A 16,740-nucleotide genomic window follows, 5' to 3' on the forward strand; every position below is an offset into this window, starting at 1 on the left:
TGTCAAAGTTGTACTATCAGGCAAAGATAAAATTTTCCGCCAACCCATCAGCATCCATCTCGCTGTCAAACACCACTAACCAGGAAGAGCTAGAAGAGAGAGTTAGACGAGATTGCCTTCGAGCTAAATATATGCCCTCGAAAACGCTTTGACTTTAAATGCTTTAATTAGACAAATTATTGGAAACGCCCAGGACGACGCGCTACTTCTTCTAGCGCCCAGCCTTGAGTACGCAATTGCCCTTCCAGGACAGCTTCACGCTCTGCCGCTAAATCAGGGAAGAAGTTTAGCCCTGTGCGCGACTCGATCTCATCGATAGTTACCAGATAATCATCTAACGGTTCATTACCACGAACGTCTTGCGGCATGATAAAGGCAAGCGCCAGCGGTGCCTCTTCATTCGGCACAACAATGATCTTATAGAACGCTTCTGGCACTTCCACAAAACCAACGCGATTAAACACATTGTCCATGTAGCGCTCAGGAAAAATAGGCCCAGTAATCACCTGCAAGCGATCAAAGCGCGGTGCAAAATGGTCCATCACCGACTCTTCAAGGCGCTGCCAAAGCTGGCGATTCAAGTTAGGTCGCTGAGGCGTCATGTTACTCATCAAGAAGGTATCGACTTGAGCGTTACGACCATGCACCGCTGCAATGGCATAGTTAGGTGCTAAGTGTCCGCGATCATAACCACTGCCGGAATAGCTAGCCGTACCTATTGGCCATAACGTGCGCCAGTCAGCTTTAAAATTAGGCCGTGGGCCAATACGAGTATCATCGGACACCGCTTCGACTTGATAACTGACCCAAAGTGGGTTTACCCGCACATCAGACCATCCCGCTAAGAAGCCATCGTTTCTTAGCACACGGTGAAACGTTGTTAGCTGAAACCCATCCCAGGTAGGCACACCCATCCAGGTATAATCATCCTGATGCTGACGCTCCTGAAACTCCCAAAGCCCCGTTCCTACTATGACAAAAAGCACAGCGATACCCAGGCGTTTTCCCTGACGACGCCAGCGCGAAAGCGATTTCCCCAACAGACTTACTCCCTACAATAATGATTCTGCATCCTGCTTTTTATGTCAGGTAATTTATTGGTTACCAGCCCAGGGAAAACATCGTTTCTAGGTCGTGACGGGAGTGCACCTGCATCGCATTAAGCGTTTCGGTATCACTAATGCCCTCGACCGCGTTTAGGCGTTCTGTGACCAGTTCAGCAAGGCTTTCAAAATCAGGGGTCCGGGCAATAGCGACCAAATCATAGCGACCACACGTCGAATAGACTTCACTAATACCGTCTACATCAGCAAGGCGCTCGGCGACTGCCTTTACCTGGCCTTTCTCAGTATTGATTAAAATCACAGCGTTTTGCATAGCACCCCCAAAATAGCGTTAACAACAATCTAATCAGCAACCAGAGGCGAGTATAACAGGCTGCTTGCTAAGACCAAGCACCGCTCAGTGACGTGGTTAATTGTCGCGCTTTTCATAAGGTTATTCGCACTAATTTTGAGCATGCGCTAGCATGGCTTAGAGAACTCCGGCTTATTAGCCTTGTCGGAGTATTAGAGGTGGTTCACCACCCAATAACATAAGCAAAAAAACGTCAAACCGTGACGCTAAGGAGACACCATGGCTAATCAGAGCCGTCGTAAGTTCATACGTAATAGCGTAATGGGTCTAGCCGCCCTGCCATTGGGTGCTGGCATCCTGTCAAAGACTGCTTTTGCCCAGGAACTGCCTCGCCTTGACCCGTCTAATTCTACTGCTCAGGCACTTAACTACGTTGAAGTAGCCAGTAATGCAAGCGACCACCCGGCCTACGAGGAAGGAGAGCTGTGCTCAAACTGCATGTTCTTTAATGCAGAAACTGCAGGTTGCCAGCTGTTCCCGCAAAATAGCGTTGAAGCAGGCGGCTGGTGTCAGTCCTGGACTGCCAAAGGCTAATGTTAGTAGCCACCTGTCTTGGTAAAACAAACCAAGCTTGACCACTACCCCGCGCTTGCCGCGGGGTAGTTATTTAACCTTAACTCACCTCTTTGTTTTCCTCCTCAATCGGCCACTGATAACGGCGCGTCACACGCCCCTCTTCCATTGAGACCAAATGCACCGGAAATCCCCATAGCTGCTGCAAATGGCGAATCACCGGATATACGCTGCGACCAAGGGGCCGACGGCTATCTTGTACATGGTGTAACGTCAACGAACGATCTCCGCGTATAGCCGCTTCGACAACTTGAATATTGGGCTCACGCACCGATAACGCATATTGAGTTGACAGCGCCTCACGCACTCGCCGATAGCCTCGCTCATTATGAATTGCGGCGACGTCCAGTGTTTCCATCTGATCATCATCAACAATTAAGAACAGCTTGAGATCGCGTATTACCTTGGGGGATAAAAACTGCTGTATAAACGACTCATCCTTGAAGTTCCGCATTGCAAACTCAACGGTATCGCGCCACGGGCTACCCGCAATATCGGGAAACCACTCCCGGTCTTCATCCGTTGGCGCATCACAAATCCGCTTAATGTCCATAAAGATCGCAAATCCCAACGCGTAGGGATTAAGGCCGCTGTAGTGTGGGCTATCAAAGCCTGGCTGATTGATAACCGCGGCATGAGATTGCAAAAACTCCAGCATCAAGCCTTCATCGACTTTCCCTTCATCGTATAAACGATTCATCAGCGTATAGTGCCAGAAACAAGCCCATCCTTCGTTCATCACCTGGGTTTGTCTCTGGGGGTAAAAGTACTGCGCCAGTTTACGTACGATACGCACAATTTCGCGCTGCCAAGGAGCTAGAAGTGGCGCATTTTTCTCAATAAAGTAGAGCAAGTTTTCCTGTGGCTCTGAGGGATAAATACCACCACTGTGTAGGCCAAGTGGATCTGCCTCGCTATGAAGGCTACCCGGCAGTGGAGAAACGCCATCGGGCGCATCAGGGATCGTGCGCCACAACATATTGACCTGGGTTTGCAGGTAGGCTTCGCGCTCTTCTTGACGCCTTACCTCTTCTTCAGCAGAAATGGGTGAGGGTCGCTTGTAACGGTCTACACCGTAGTTTTGGAGAGCGTGACAGGCATCTAACAATTGCTCCACGGCATGGACACCGTGGCGCTCTTCGCACTGAGCAATATACTTACGAGCAAATACTAGGTAATCAACGATGGAGTCGGCATCGGTCCAGGCGCGGAACAAGTAATTGCCTTTAAAGAAAGAGTTATGCCCATAGCAGGCATGCGCAATGACCAATACCTGCATCATTAACGTGTTCTCTTCCATTAGATAGGCAATACATGGGTTGGAGTTAATCACCAACTCATAGGCAAGCCCCATCTGGCCGCGCTTGTAGGCTTGTTCAACGGCAAGAAACTGCTTACCAAACGACCAGTGGTGATACCCTACCGGCATCCCCACGCTCGCGTAGGCATCCATCATCTGTTCAGTAGTAATCACTTCTATCTGATTGGGATAAGTATCTAGGCGGTACTCATCGGCGAGCCTAGCGAGCTCCTCGTCGAAGCGCTCCAACACATTAAAATTCCAGTCGGAACCGGTCGCTATTGGCTTACGGGCTACACTCATGGCGTACTCCTCGGTTCGCGTTACTGCTCTTGACTCAACCGACGTTTAAACAGCTCACGGAAGACTGGGTAGATATCCCCGGCGTCGACAATTTGGCGCATCGCAAACCGTTCGGGAAACTGCGCGGCGACCATTTCGTATTCATGCCACAGCGACTGATGCTCATGGGGAGTAATTTCCACATAAGCGTAGTACTGCAACTGTGGCATGAGCTGTTTAACCAGTAAGTCCCGGCAAATATTCGAGTCATCATCCCAGTTATCACCGTCCGATGCCTGGGCGATATACAGATTCCACTGCCCAGCGGGGTAGCGTTTTTCGATGATTTTATTTACCAGGGTGAGCGCGCTGGAAACGATGGTGCCACCGGTTTCACGGGAGTAGAAAAACTCCTCCTCGTTTACCTCCCGCGCAGCCGTGTGGTGGCGCACAAATACCAGCTCTACTTTCTCGTAATGCTTTTCCAAAAATAGATAAAGTAATAGGAAAAACCGCTTAGCAATGTCCTTATGGTTTTGAGTCATGGAACCAGAAACGTCCATGACACAGAACATCACCGCCTGGCTGGAAGGCTGAGGCTGCGCTGCCAACTGGTGGTAACGCAGATCATAGGTGTCAATAAATGGCACCGCCTCAATACGCTTTTCCAAGCGCTCTATTTCCGCCTTTAGCTCCACTATTCTCGCCGGATTGCGCAGCACCGGATCCTTGCGCTCTTCTGCAGCGAGCGCCTCTTGAGCCTCTTTCAACGCCCGCTTAATGGGGGCGCGCATGGCAATGCGGCGCGCGTAAGCTTCCCGCATTGATCGGGTAATGCTAATTCGCGACGGCACCCCGTCACGCGCAAGCCCCGCACGCACCATTTTTATCTCTTCGAGTGACTTCAATGGTTTGCGCTGCAAATTAGGCAGCTCAAGACCATCAAATACAAACTCCAAAAACTCCTCGCGGCTCAGGGTAAATGCAAACTCGTCATCACCCTCGCCTTGATTGGAAGCACCACCTTCGCCCGCGCCATCTCCGCCGCCCTGGCCACCGGGGCGGCGAATTTTATCGCCTTCTAAAAACTCCTTGTTGCCGGGTGATACGATATTGCGCGCACCACCCGGGCCATGTTGAAACACCGGTTCAGAGATATCCTTGGTAGGAATGGATACCTTTTCCCCTCGCTCCATATCGGTAATGGAGCGGCGGTTAACCGCCTCCTCCACCGAACGCTTGATATGTTTGCGATAACGTTCCAAAAAGCGCTGCCGATTGACCGCGCTTTTGTGCTTAGCGTTAGGCCTTCGATCAATAAAGTAGGTCATACGACCTCCCGATTATCCGCTACTGGGACTTGCGCACGCGTAGGTACCACTCGGAAAGCAGCCGAACCTGTTTCTCGGTATAGCCACGATCCACCATGCGCGCCACAAAGTCCTCGTGCTTCTTCTGATCCGACTTCGACGCCTTCGCATTAAACGAAATAACCGGTAATAGCTCTTCAGTGTTAGCAAACATCTTATGCTCGATAACGCCTTTGAGCTTTTCATAAGACTGCCAGCTGGGGTTCATGCCATTGTTTTGCGCACGCGCCCGCAATACGAAATTAACCACTTCGTGACGGAAGTCTTTCGGGTTAGAGATGCCTGCTGGTTTCTCAATTTTTTCGAGCTCGTCATTGAGTGACTGACGGTTCAACAATTCGCCCGTTTCGGGATCGCGATACTCCTGGTCTTGAATCCAGAAATCCGCGTAGGTTACGTAGCGATCAAAGATGTTCTGCCCATACTCGCTGTAAGATTCCAGGTACGCCGTTTGGATTTCCTTACCAATGAAATCGACATAGCGCGGTGCCAGAAACTCCTTGATAAAGCCGATATAGCGCTCAAATACTTCTGAAGGCAGTTGCTCGCGCTCTAATGCTTGCTCTAGCACATACAGCAAATGCACAGGGTTCGCGGCGACCTCAGTGCCATCGAAGTTAAACACTTTAGAAAGTATTTTGAAGGCGAAACGAGTAGACAACCCCTGCATGCCCTCATCCACACCCGCCGCATCACGATACTCTTGGATCGACTTTGCTCGAGGATCGGTGTCTTTCAGGTTTTCGCCGTCATAAACGCGCATCTTGGAGTAGATGCTGGAGTTTTCTGGCACTTTTAGCCGCGAAAGCACCGAGAACTGCGCCAGCATGCGCAACGTATCAGGCGCGCAAGGGGCTGCATTAAGCGAGGAGTCTTCAAGCAGTTTTTGGTAAATCTTGATCTCTTCGGAGACCCGCAGACAGTAAGGCACTTTGACGATATAGACACGATCCAAAAATGCCTCGTTGTTGCGGTTATTGCGAAACGCCTGCCATTCCGATTCGTTTGAGTGGGCTAAAATCACACCATCAAAAGGAATCGCCCCCATGCCTTCGGTAGGGTTGTAGTTACCTTCTTGGGTGGCGGTAAGTAATGGATGCAGCACCTTAATCGGCGCTTTAAACATCTCAACGAACTCCATCAACCCTTGGTTAGCGCGGCAAAGCCCGCCAGAGAAGCTGTAGGCATCAGGGTCATCTTGCGAGTAAAGCTCCAACTGACGAATATCGACTTTACCCACTAACGACGAGATATCCTGGTTATTTTCATCGCCAGGCTCAGTTTTGGAGATGGCAATTTGATTTAACCGCGAGGGATAAAGGCGCACCACCCGGAACTGAGAAATATCGCCGCCCGCTTCTTTTAAGCGCTTCGCCGCCCATGGCGACATCACACTGCGCAGATAGCGCTGGGGAATACCGTACTCTTGCTCCAGAAGCTCACCATCTTCTTCCGGCGAAAAAAGTCCTAGCGGTGATTCATACACGGGTGAGTCTTTAATGGCATAGAACGGGATACGCTCCATCAACAGCTTCAAGCGTTCAGCCAGCGACGATTTACCGCCACCTACTGGCCCTAGTAAATAGAGGATTTGCTTACGCTCCTCTAATCCCTGCGCGGCATGACGGAAGTACGACACAATTTGCTCGATAGCTTCTTCCATACCATGGAATTCAGCAAAAGCAGGATAGCGGCGAATCACCTTGTTCGAGAAAATGCGTGATAGACGCGGGTCTTTCGCCGTGTCGATCACTTCAGGCTCGCCAATGGCTTCCAGCATACGCTCCGAGGCGCTGGCATAAACCTTTGGATCACGGCGACAAAGCGCCAAATACTCCTCTAGGCTCATGTCCTCTTGCTGAACGCGGGCAAATCGGTCTTGAACGTGATCAAAGATGCTCATGGAACTCTCCTGTGGCCCATCCCCCAGCAGCTACCGCCAAGCCCAAACATCAAGCGGTGCGCAATACGAGGTGTTGCTCTATCAGCGTAGTCAGCATTAGCAAAAAGTGATGACTAAACCTTCAACGCACAATGTTTAATAATTTGAGCACGGTAGGAGAGATTAAGTTGCGTTGAATGTGCGATGCCCCTAAAAACAGTGTTCAGAACGCACAGCGCCGCCTGAAAGGCGGCGCAATGGCGGGCAACAACGTGTCTAGAAGGCACAGTTTAGGCAGTATTATCCCAGCACTTCTTTTACATCTGCCAATAGTTGATCCAGCAATTCAACGGTAGTGTTCCAAGCGCATACAAAACGCGCACCACCCGCTCCAATAAAGGTATAGAAGGTCCAACCTTTGGCTTTCAACGCCTCGATAGCATGAGGAGGGAATTCAACGAAAACACTATTCGCCTGGGTTGGAAACATCAGTGAAACGCCAGGAAGTGCTTGCAGCCCTTCGGATAAATAACGTGCCATGGCATTGGCATGCTCAGCGTTGGTTAACCACGCACCGCTTTCCAACAGCCCTAGCCATGGGGCAGAAACGTAGCGCATTTTCGAAGCCAGTTGACCTGCCTGTTTGCAGCGGTAGGAAAAATCCTCAGCCAAATCACGGTTGAAAAACAGGATCGCCTCACCAAACGCTAGCCCGTTCTTGGTTCCTGAAAAACACAACGCATCGACGCCTACCTGCCACGTTAGCTCGGCGGGGCTTGCGTTAAGGCCAGCGCAGGCATTTGCGAACCGCGCGCCGTCCATATGCAAACGTAAATCGTGCTTGTCTGCCATAGCGCGTATTGCCAGTAACTCTTCCCGAGAGTAAACCGTGCCAACTTCTGTCGCTTGGGTAAGCGACACTACTTTAGGCTTGGGATAGTGAATATCACTACGCTTGGTAACCAGCGCTTCAATGCCCTGGGGCGTTAGTTTGCCGTTAGCCCCTGGCGAGGTCAGCAGCTTCGCGCCGTTAGAAAAGAACTCAGGGCCACCACACTCGTCGGTTTCAATGTGGGCCAATTCATGACAAATAACGCTGTGGTAGCTGCGCCCCATTGCAGAAAGTGCCAGTGAGTTTGCCGCAGTACCGTTAAACACAAAAAAAACATCGCAATCGTAGTCAAACATTTCACGAAAACGATCTGCGGCACGGGCAGTCCAACGGTCATTGCCGTAGGCCAAATCATCAGCTTGATTGGCTTCAAGCAGGTATTCCATAGCCTCTGGGCAGATACCTGAGGTGTTGTCACTGGCTAAAAATCGTGGGGTACACTCCGAGGTCATGACGATAGTCCTTTTATCTGACGATCTTACAGCGCGAGCTGGGTGCCACTCGCGCCTTAATTTGTTAACTGCGGTTAACAGCTACCTTGATCGACCAGTCTATCGCCATTGCAACGCTTACGTCACCCGCCTAACTCGCTTAGCCCTATTGCTACAGCGAAGCGGCAAGACGTGTGCCTTGATCGATGGCTCGTTTAGCGTCTAGCTCCGCAGCTTCATCGGCACCGCCAATCACATGAAAGCATGCTCCCGCCTGGCTTAAGGGCGCGATAAGCTCGCGAACCGACTCCTGCCCGGCGCATACCACGACAGTGTCCACCGCCAGCACCTGCTCCTCGCCATCGCGGCGAATGTGAAGACCGGCATCATCGATTTTCAAATACTCGCAGCCAGTCAGGGTTTTAACTCCCCGCTGTTTTAGTGATGCACGATGTACCCAGCCCGAGGTTTTGCCCAGGTTCTTACCTGGCTTAGAGCTTTTACGCTGAAGCATAATAATGTCACGGGGAGACGCTGGCGGCATTGGCGGCTTTAGACCGCCACGATCGCCCACGGCAAGATCAACGCCCCACTCATCACACCAAGCGGCCACATCCATTTCAGGATGCCCCTGGTCAGCGAGCAGCTCTGATACATCAAAGCCAATACCACCAGCGCCAATCACGGCTACGCGCTGGCCCACACGCTCAGGATGCTCAATCGCTTCAGCGTAGCTAAGCACACTGGCATGGTCGGCCCCCGGTAGCGCAAGTTCACGGGGGGTAACGCCGGTGGCAATCACCACCTCGTCAAATTCAGCTAGTATGTCGAGGGTAGCCGCCGTATTGAGGCGAACATCTACCGCGTGTTTTTCTAACATCACCCGGAAGTAGCGCAACGTTTCGTTGAACTCCTCTTTACCGGGAATTTTACGGGCGTAATTAAACTGCCCACCCAACTCGCTACGTCGCTCAAACAGCACCACATGATGCCCCCGGCTAGCAGCGGCCACGGCGGTGGCAAGCCCCGCGGGACCGCCGCCGACAACCGCTACCCGCTTGGGTGTTTGCGTGGGTTCGAGGGTTAGCTCGGTTTCATGGCACGCCCTTGGGTTAACCAAGCATGATGTGAGCTTGCCCATAAAGGTGTGGTCTAGGCAGGCTTGGTTACAGGCAATACAGGTATTAATTTCGTCTGAAAGGCCCGCCTCGGCTTTACGCACCCATTCAGGGTCAGCCAAAAACGGGCGTGCCATCGACACCATATCCGCATGCCCATCAGCCAACACACGCTCCGCCACCTCGGGCATATTGATACGGTTGGTGGTAATCAGCGGGATGGATAGTGCTGATCTAATGCGTTTAGTAACTTCGGTAAACGCTGCACGAGGCACGCTGGTTACAATGGTGGGCACTCGGGCTTCGTGCCAGCCAATACCAGTGTTGATCACATTCGCGCCTGCGGCTTCAATGGCTTGGCCAAGTTGCACCACTTCTTCCCACGTACTGCCTTCTTCCACCAGATCAATCATCGATAGGCGAAAGATAATCAAAAAGTGCTCGCCCACTGCCGCGCGAATGCGTTTCACAATTTCGATCGGGAAGCGAATACGTCGCTCAAAATCACCGCCCCACGCATCATCACGCTGATTGGTGCGACGGCAAATAAACTGGTTGATCAAGTAACCTTCAGAGCCCATCACCTCAACACCGTCATAGCCCGCCTGCTGGGCAAGCTGTGCACAGCGCACATAGTCGTCTATCTGCTGCTCAACGTCGTCACTTGAAAGTTCCCGAGGCATAAACGGGTTGATCGGCGCCTGCAGCGCAGAGGGCGCTACCAGCTCTGGCGAGTAGGCATAGCGACCAGCATGGAGAATCTGCATGCACAAGTGCCCGCCCGCTTCATGCACAGACTCTACCACTCCACGATGTTCCGCTAACTGACTCTCATCGGTAAGTGCATTTGCCCCCTGGAACACAGCGCCTTCAGCATTAGGAGCAATACCGCCCGTCACAATCAGGCTGACACCCGCACGAGCCCGCTCAGCATAGAAGGCTGCTAGACGCTCAAAACCATTGGGAGCTTCTTCTAAATTGGTGTGCATTGAGCCCATCAACACACGATTAGGCAGCGTTAAATGGCCAACGGTCAGTGGTCGAAACAGATGCGGGTATGCGGGCGTATGGTTCATCACGGTACTCCTTTATATTATTAAGCACATTCAAACAAGCGTATGACATACACCGCCTCACGTACAGTCCTTTACACCCCTTAATCTGTCACCCTTTAGCCGCCTTGCGAAACCATCAACCTTTGTGGCAAAGCACTTGCTCCTCTTGCGAAAGCACGTCACATTACCAGGCTAACGATAAGGGAACGCGCTATGCCATTGATTTACTTTTTACCGCCACTGGCCACTGTGTTGATTTGGTCAGGGAATATGACAATTAACCAATTAACAGTGGGTGCCATTGCGCCCAGCAGTATCGCTTTTCTACGTTGGTTGCTGGCACTGGCGGTAATGACACCGTTTGTGCTTCCTGCGGCATTACGTCATCGCGATGAAATACGCCGCCACTGGCCGAAACTGGCGTTGCTAGGGCTACTTGGCATGGGGCTATGGCAAGGCTTGGCGTATATGGCGGCGGAAACAACGACTGCTACTAATATGGGCATTTTGGCTGCCATGGTGCCGCTTCTCACCGTACTATTAAGCGCTCTGATCTTGCGCGAACCGCCTACCTTAGGCGGTATTGTCGGGGGCGTTCTGGCATTCGTTGGCGTCACGGTACTGCTTGGGCGAGGCAACCCTTTGTCTCTGCTGCAACTACAGGTAGCCACCGGTGACGCATTAATGGTGGTTGCTGCCACCTGCTACGCCCTTTACGGTGTAATGCTGAAGCGCTGGGCGATGAACCTACCCCCTTGGGTCATGCTCTATGCCCAAGTCTGCTTTGCGGTTTTATTCCTGCTACCGCCCTATTTAATGGGCCCGATGACACCGGTAGATAGCCACAATATAGGGTTAATTCTCTACGCAGGCATTCCTGCCTCCATCATTACCACGTTCTTATGGATGCGCGCGGTGCGCCAAATCGGCGCGAACCAGTCGAGTATCTTTATCAACTTAATGCCGCTATTTAGCGCCCTGATTGCCATGGCGTTTTTAGGCGAGCAGGTGGCCGGGTTCCACTTTATGGGTGGGCTACTCATTCTTGCGGGGGTCATCATGGCGCAAACGCTGACACGCCCCCTGGTGCGTACTATCGCGGCGGATAAAACGAGCAACGCACAGCAATGATACAATAGGCTACCTTCATTCGACGGCCGGGAACCCCTGAACATGTCCTTAGAAGAACTGCACCTTAATCTTCGCAATCTCACCAGCGATGACTACGACCAGCTCAAAACGCTGATGGATGCGGTATATCACGACATCGGCGGTGCGTGGCCAAAGCACACTATTGACAAGCTCATTCAGGAATTTCCTGATGGCCAAATTGCCATTGAGGACGATGGTACGCTGGTGGGCGTTGCGCTAACGGTACAGGTCGATTACGACGAGTTTTCTAACCCGCATAAATATGACGACCTGATCGGCCATCGTGAAACCATCCTTAACGACCAAGATGGCGATGCCATGTACGGGCTGGATGTGTTGATCCACCCGGACTACCGTGGCTACCGCCTGGGCCGGCGTTTATATGAAGCCCGCAAAGAACTGTGCCGCTCGCACAACCTGCGTGCCATTCTGGCAGGTGGGCGCATTCCCGAGTACCACCAGCACGCCCAAGAACTGACCCCAGCAGAGTACATCGAAAAAGTCTCTCGCAAAGAGATCTACGACCCGATTTTGTCGTTCCAATTGGCTAACGACTTCCAAGTAAAACGCTTACTGCGTAAATATTTGCCGGAAGACGAGCAATCTCGCGGCTATGCCACTCTTTTGGAGTGGAACAACATCCTGTTCGAGCCTGCTGAGAGCGTGCTAGATACCCGCCCGACTCAGGTACGAGTGGGTGCGGTACAGTGGCAAATGCGTGAGTTCGCTTCAGTGGAAGCAGCCCTTCAACAAATTGAATACTTTGTTGACGCATTATCAGATTATCAAAGTGACTTTGCGGTATTTCCGGAGTTGTTCAATGCGCCACTGATGGGCCTACAAGACCGCTCGGCCCAGCAGGATCAAATGGGCGCGATTCGCTTTTTAGCGGGCTTCACCGAGCGTTTTAAAAGCGAGCTTTCGCGGATGGCGGTGTCGTATAACATCAACATCGTTGGTGGCTCAATGATTGAAGTCGGTGACGATGACCGACTATACAATATTGCCTATTTGTTCCACCGGGATGGCGAAATCGAAAAGCAGTCGAAGCTGCATATTACCCCTCAAGAGCGCCGCGACTGGGTGATCGAAGGGGGTGATAACCTGCAGGTCTTTGACACCGACGCAGGCCGCGTAGGCATTTTGATTTGCTACGACGTTGAGTTCCCGGAACTTGGCCGTCTGCTAGCCGATCAGGATATGGATATACTGTTTGTGCCGTTCTGGACAGATACCAAAAACGGCTATCTGCGAGTACGCCACTGCGCCCAAGCAAGAGCTATTGAAAACGAGTGCTACGTAGTACTGTGTGGCAGCGTCGGCAACTTACCTTCGATTGAGAACCTGGATATCCAGTATGCCCAATCAGCCGTGTTTTCACCGTCTGACTTCGCCTTCCCCCACGATGCAGTGCTGGCGGAAACCACGCCTAACACCGAAATGATCTTCTTCTCAGATCTAGACCTGACTCGCCTTACTGTTGTGCGTGCCGAAGGCTCAGTAACCAACTTGAAAGACCGCCGCAAAGATCTATTTGACCTACGCTGGCGCGACTGGTCCTGGAAGTCTGGGGCTAATCTGGAAGAGTAAGAGGTGTGAGATAATAAAATAGCCAAGTGCACGGCCTCCCACAATATTATTGTGGGAGGCCTATTTATCGGTGGTTCGACCTCTGGGCAGATACCTATTGTAGGAGGCCGATTTATCGGGCGATGGCGGCGTAGCCGCCCTTGGCAAACATAAGCAGCAAAGCCTGAATCATCGCAAACTGAAACTCTCTCTTACAGCGTTGGCTCAATCAGGCCAGACAAGATGGGCAGGAACGCGCCCTTTGCTATCAAACATAACGCCTTCATCGCGCAGTTTCTGATGCTGGCGGTCAGCACCGCCGTGGTCGGCTAGCGTTAGCGACGCAGCAATGACGCGATGCCAGGGTAACTGATGCCCTTCTGGTAAGTGGCGCATCGCCGAGCCAACCATGCGCGGCGTGGCGCCTTCCGTCATCGCCGCGATACGCCCGTAGGTGGTTACCCGCCCAGCAGGAATCTGATCAACAATGGTATAAATCTGTTCAAGCAGTTCAGGGCGCGGCATTACCACCTCTTTTAAATCAACGTGTTACTAGAGTGTTTCGACCAATTGATCGATCGCTTGGAACGCTTCTTTTAGCGCAGCATCACGCTGAGCGTCACCCATATTCAAGCCTTCTGCAAAGACAACATCCACATCGCTAATGCCCATTAAACCGAGTATGGCTTTAAGATGTGGCGTTTGGCTGTCTAATTCAGTCCCTGCGTACTGGCCACCGCGAGCCGCTAAAATAATCGCACGCTTACCTTCAAGCAAACCCTGCGGGCCATTTTCAGTGTAGCGGAAGGTTTCACCAGCGCGCAGCACGCGGTCAAACCACGCTTTCAACTGGGACGGGATACCTAAATTATACAGCGGAACCGCCAGCACCAGGACATCACTCGCCCGCAGCTCTGCCAACAATTCGTCAGAGTGAGCTGCTAATGCCTGCTGATCGGCGTTGCGCTCGTTTGCTGGCGTCTGCCATGCACCGAGCTCTTCAATCGCAAGGTGCGGTAACGCGTTAGCCACTACATCACGATGAGTAACTACTACATCATGGGCTTCCGTTTTGGTTTCAAAATGGTTGGCTAACGCATTGGACTGGCCGTTTTCGCCTAAAATAGAAGAAGTTACAAGCAGTGCACGTGTGGTCATGGATAATTTCCTAACGTATTAGTGGGAACTCTGGTAACCATTTTACGGCGCTTTTCGATTAAAAAAAGCGCAACGTTTCCCCTATCTCATTCGAAAAAATCGAATTTATAAACAACAAAAAGCCCCGCTCTGCTGTGCTCGCAGTAACGGGGCTTTCGTCTATCGCGTCAAAAAATAGCGTTTATTTCCGCTTTGGCCACGCGCTAGGATCTACTTTATTTACCAATTTAGGGAATTTACTGGGATCAAAGACAGGCTCTTGACCTGCTTTCAATTGAGCGTCGTAATCACGGAACAGTGCGAAGGCAATCGGCGACAGCAGTAAAATAGCCACTAAGTTAATCACTGCCATCATACCCATGGAAAGATCGGCAAAATTCCAGATAGCACCTAAGCTCGCAACCGAGCCTATCATCACCATGCCGAGTACCGCCAAGCGATAAATCAGCACCGCAATAGGCGCACGACGGCCTGCCAAGTACTCAATATTAGATTCACCGTAAGAGTAGTTAGCGATCACCGAAGTGAATGCAAACAGCAAGATCGCCACGGCAATAAACATACCGCCCCAATCACCCACATGGCTAGAGAGCGCGATTTGGGTAAGCTGAATACCGTTGTTTTCTTCGCCAGCCAGCAGCTCAGGCCCAGCCATAATGATGATGGCCGCAGTGGCAGTACAAATGACCAAGGTGTCTAAAAACACGCCCAGCATTTGAATAAACCCTTGCGCAGCGGGATGGTCTGGCCGAGTGCTGGCGGTCGCGGCAGCATTGGGCGCTGAACCCATACCCGCCTCGTTAGAGAACAGACCACGCTGAATACCGTTCATAATAGCTTGAGAAATGGCATACCCCATTGCGCCACCGGCCGCCTGCTCAAAACCAAACGCACTCTTAATAATGGTCATAAAGGCAGCGGGCAAATCGCTGATATTGAGCGCCACCACCGTGAGTGCCAACAGCAAATACAACAGTGCCATCAGCGGCACCACTAGCTCAGCTACTTTAGCAATCGACTTCAGGCCGCCAAATATAATGGGCGCAATCACCGCCATCAGAACTAACCCCATGGCCCAGGTGGGAATGGCAAATGCCTGTTCCATGGCCTGGGCGATGGAGTTGGCCTGTACGCTGTTAAACGCCAACCCGAACGCGATAATTAAGCAGATCGAAAACAGTACCGCCAGCCAGCGAAGCCCCAGGCCACGTTCAATATAGCGAGCCGGACCACCACGGAAGGTGTTATCACCGTGATCAACTTTATAGGCCTGGGCTAGAGTGGACTCCACAAAACTGGTCGCCATACCCACCATGGCGGTCAGCCACATCCAAAAGATCGCGCCGGGACCACCAAAATAAATCGCTACCGCCACACCAGCTAGGTTACCGGTACCAACCCGTGCCGCCAGACTGGTAGAAAGTGCCTGAAAAGAAGAGATACCGCCGTTAGATTGACGCGAACTGCGCAGCAGTTTGAACATGTGCCCGAAATAACGTACTTGGATACCGCGGGTCATGATAGTGAAGTAGAGGCCAGCACCGATCAGCAGGTAGATCAGCACACTGCCCCATAGCAGTCCGTTGCCGCGATCAACCATCGCCGTCAACAGAGGAGGAAGAGTAAAATCCATAGGTAACGCGCCTTTTGTATAACAGTGGAGGCGCCTCATTCTTCACGGCTGCACCAAAATGGCAAGAAAAATGGAAAAATTCCTATCAGACAGCCATTACTACTAACTAAACTGATCTCATTAGCCGCGCTTAAACGCCGAATATGATTTCATCCGGTTACGCCTCTAACGTATGCTGTCGCTTTTTAGTACCAGCGACGGGGAAAAAGATGTCACGCACGTTACTAAAAGGCATTGGGCTAGTCGTTGTAGTAGTCATGCTGGGTATCATGTGGCGCTGGCTTCAGCAGCAAGGCTTACTCACCGAAACTCACCTGATCGAGCTAGCGTCCGCCATCAGTCAATGGAAGCAAGCTCCCTGGATGTTTATCGCCGTGATAGTCGTTTATACCGGCTCGCTACTGGTCATGTTTCCGTTAAGCCTGCTAGTCGTCTTGACCGGCCTACTGTTTGGACCGCTGTGGGGGCTGGCTTATGCCACGCTGGGTACGCTTAGTTCTTCGGTGGCGTCTTACTGGGTAGGCCATTGGATGGGGCGCGATGCGCTAATGCGCTATGGCGGACGCCATTTGCGTGGGCTTTCCGGCTATTTATCCAGGCGCGGCATTCGCACCATGACGGTGATCAACCTGTTGCCCTTAGCCCCTTTCACGCTCACCAATATGCTAGCCGGTGCGTTTCATGTTAATTTTCGCGATTACATGATCGGATCGACCTTGGGAATTGTGCCAGGGCTCGCGGCGGTAATACTGCTAGGAAGCCAATTGGGCGCACTATTCACCGCGGCGTCTCATCAAGAATTAGTATGGGCGGTAATAGGTCTTGGCGCTGGCGTGGGACTGCTGTGGTTGCTAAAGCGCGTAGCAACCTCTCGGTCTAACACAAACAACAACGACACGACCTGAAGTG

Annotated in this window: 14 protein-coding genes; 4 read left to right on the forward strand and 10 right to left on the reverse strand. The window is 51.9% G+C overall.

Annotated features, from left to right (window positions below; genetic code table 11):
* Positions 1–176: 176 nt before the first annotated feature.
* Both CEK60_RS13070 and CEK60_RS13075 read right to left on the reverse strand, forming a co-directional pair.
* Positions 177–1,040 (reverse strand): DNA/RNA non-specific endonuclease, encoded by an 864-nt coding sequence (locus CEK60_RS13070; protein WP_089039385.1) that lies wholly within the window; start codon positions 1,038–1,040, stop codon positions 177–179.
* Positions 1,041–1,101: 61 nt separating this feature from the next.
* Positions 1,102–1,377, reverse strand: a complete 276-nt coding sequence (locus CEK60_RS13075) for an Lrp/AsnC family transcriptional regulator (RefSeq protein WP_009721675.1) — start codon at positions 1,375–1,377, stop codon at positions 1,102–1,104.
* Positions 1,378–1,635: 258 nt separating this feature from the next.
* Here CEK60_RS13075 and CEK60_RS13080 point away from each other — a divergent pair, with 258 nt between their 5' ends.
* Positions 1,636–1,950: a high-potential iron-sulfur protein gene (locus CEK60_RS13080; RefSeq protein WP_089039386.1), complete on the forward strand. Its 315-nt coding sequence runs from the start codon at positions 1,636–1,638 to the stop codon at positions 1,948–1,950.
* A gap of 79 nt (positions 1,951–2,029) precedes the next feature.
* On the opposite strand, the gene CEK60_RS13085 is transcribed toward CEK60_RS13080, so the two are convergent.
* From CEK60_RS13085 to CEK60_RS13105, 5 genes are all read right to left on the reverse strand, one after another.
* Complete coding sequence (locus CEK60_RS13085) at positions 2,030–3,592, reverse strand: SpoVR family protein (RefSeq protein WP_089039387.1); 1,563 nt, start codon at positions 3,590–3,592, stop codon at positions 2,030–2,032.
* 20 nt (positions 3,593–3,612) lie between these two features.
* Positions 3,613–4,902, reverse strand: a complete 1,290-nt coding sequence (locus CEK60_RS13090) for a YeaH/YhbH family protein (protein WP_089039388.1) — start codon at positions 4,900–4,902, stop codon at positions 3,613–3,615.
* Between the two features lie 19 nt (positions 4,903–4,921).
* Entirely contained in the window at positions 4,922–6,844 is a 1,923-nt protein-coding gene (locus tag CEK60_RS13095) for a PrkA family serine protein kinase (RefSeq protein ID WP_038476995.1), read from the reverse strand.
* 279 nt (positions 6,845–7,123) lie between these two features.
* Positions 7,124–8,167: a threonine aldolase family protein gene (locus CEK60_RS13100; protein WP_038476998.1), complete on the reverse strand. Its 1,044-nt coding sequence runs from the start codon at positions 8,165–8,167 to the stop codon at positions 7,124–7,126.
* Between the two features lie 151 nt (positions 8,168–8,318).
* Positions 8,319–10,340 (reverse strand): NADPH-dependent 2,4-dienoyl-CoA reductase, encoded by a 2,022-nt coding sequence (locus CEK60_RS13105; protein WP_089039389.1) that lies wholly within the window; start codon positions 10,338–10,340, stop codon positions 8,319–8,321.
* A gap of 192 nt (positions 10,341–10,532) precedes the next feature.
* On the opposite strand from CEK60_RS13105, the gene CEK60_RS13110 reads away from it, so the two are divergent.
* Complete coding sequence (locus CEK60_RS13110; RefSeq protein WP_089039390.1) at positions 10,533–11,450, forward strand: DMT family transporter; 918 nt, start codon at positions 10,533–10,535, stop codon at positions 11,448–11,450.
* Positions 11,451–11,492: 42 nt separating this feature from the next.
* Entirely contained in the window at positions 11,493–13,061 is a 1,569-nt protein-coding gene (locus tag CEK60_RS13115; protein ID WP_038477009.1) for a carbon-nitrogen hydrolase family protein, read from the forward strand.
* A gap of 204 nt (positions 13,062–13,265) precedes the next feature.
* Here CEK60_RS13115 and CEK60_RS13120 read toward each other — a convergent pair whose 3' ends face one another.
* The 3 genes from CEK60_RS13120 to CEK60_RS13130 all read right to left on the reverse strand — a co-directional run bounded on the left by CEK60_RS13120 (position 13,266) and on the right by CEK60_RS13130 (position 15,831).
* On the reverse strand, positions 13,266–13,565 hold the full coding sequence (locus CEK60_RS13120; protein ID WP_038477012.1) for an MGMT family protein: 300 nt from the start codon (positions 13,563–13,565) through the stop codon (positions 13,266–13,268).
* A 27-nt stretch (positions 13,566–13,592) separates the two neighbouring features.
* A complete protein-coding gene (locus CEK60_RS13125; protein WP_089039391.1) occupies positions 13,593–14,198 on the reverse strand; it encodes an FMN-dependent NADH-azoreductase in 606 nt (201 codons plus the stop codon).
* A 181-nt stretch (positions 14,199–14,379) separates the two neighbouring features.
* Positions 14,380–15,831, reverse strand: coding sequence for an alanine/glycine:cation symporter family protein (locus CEK60_RS13130; RefSeq protein ID WP_089039392.1), 1,452 nt, complete (start codon positions 15,829–15,831; stop codon positions 14,380–14,382).
* Between the two features lie 209 nt (positions 15,832–16,040).
* Between CEK60_RS13130 and CEK60_RS13135 the strand changes: the two genes are divergently transcribed.
* Positions 16,041–16,736: a TVP38/TMEM64 family protein gene (locus CEK60_RS13135; protein ID WP_089039393.1), complete on the forward strand. Its 696-nt coding sequence runs from the start codon at positions 16,041–16,043 to the stop codon at positions 16,734–16,736.
* Positions 16,737–16,740: the final 4 nt, after the last annotated feature.

Source organism: Halomonas sp. N3-2A, from assembly GCF_002216165.1.
In the GTDB taxonomy this organism is placed as follows: Bacteria; Pseudomonadota; Gammaproteobacteria; order Pseudomonadales; family Halomonadaceae; genus Vreelandella.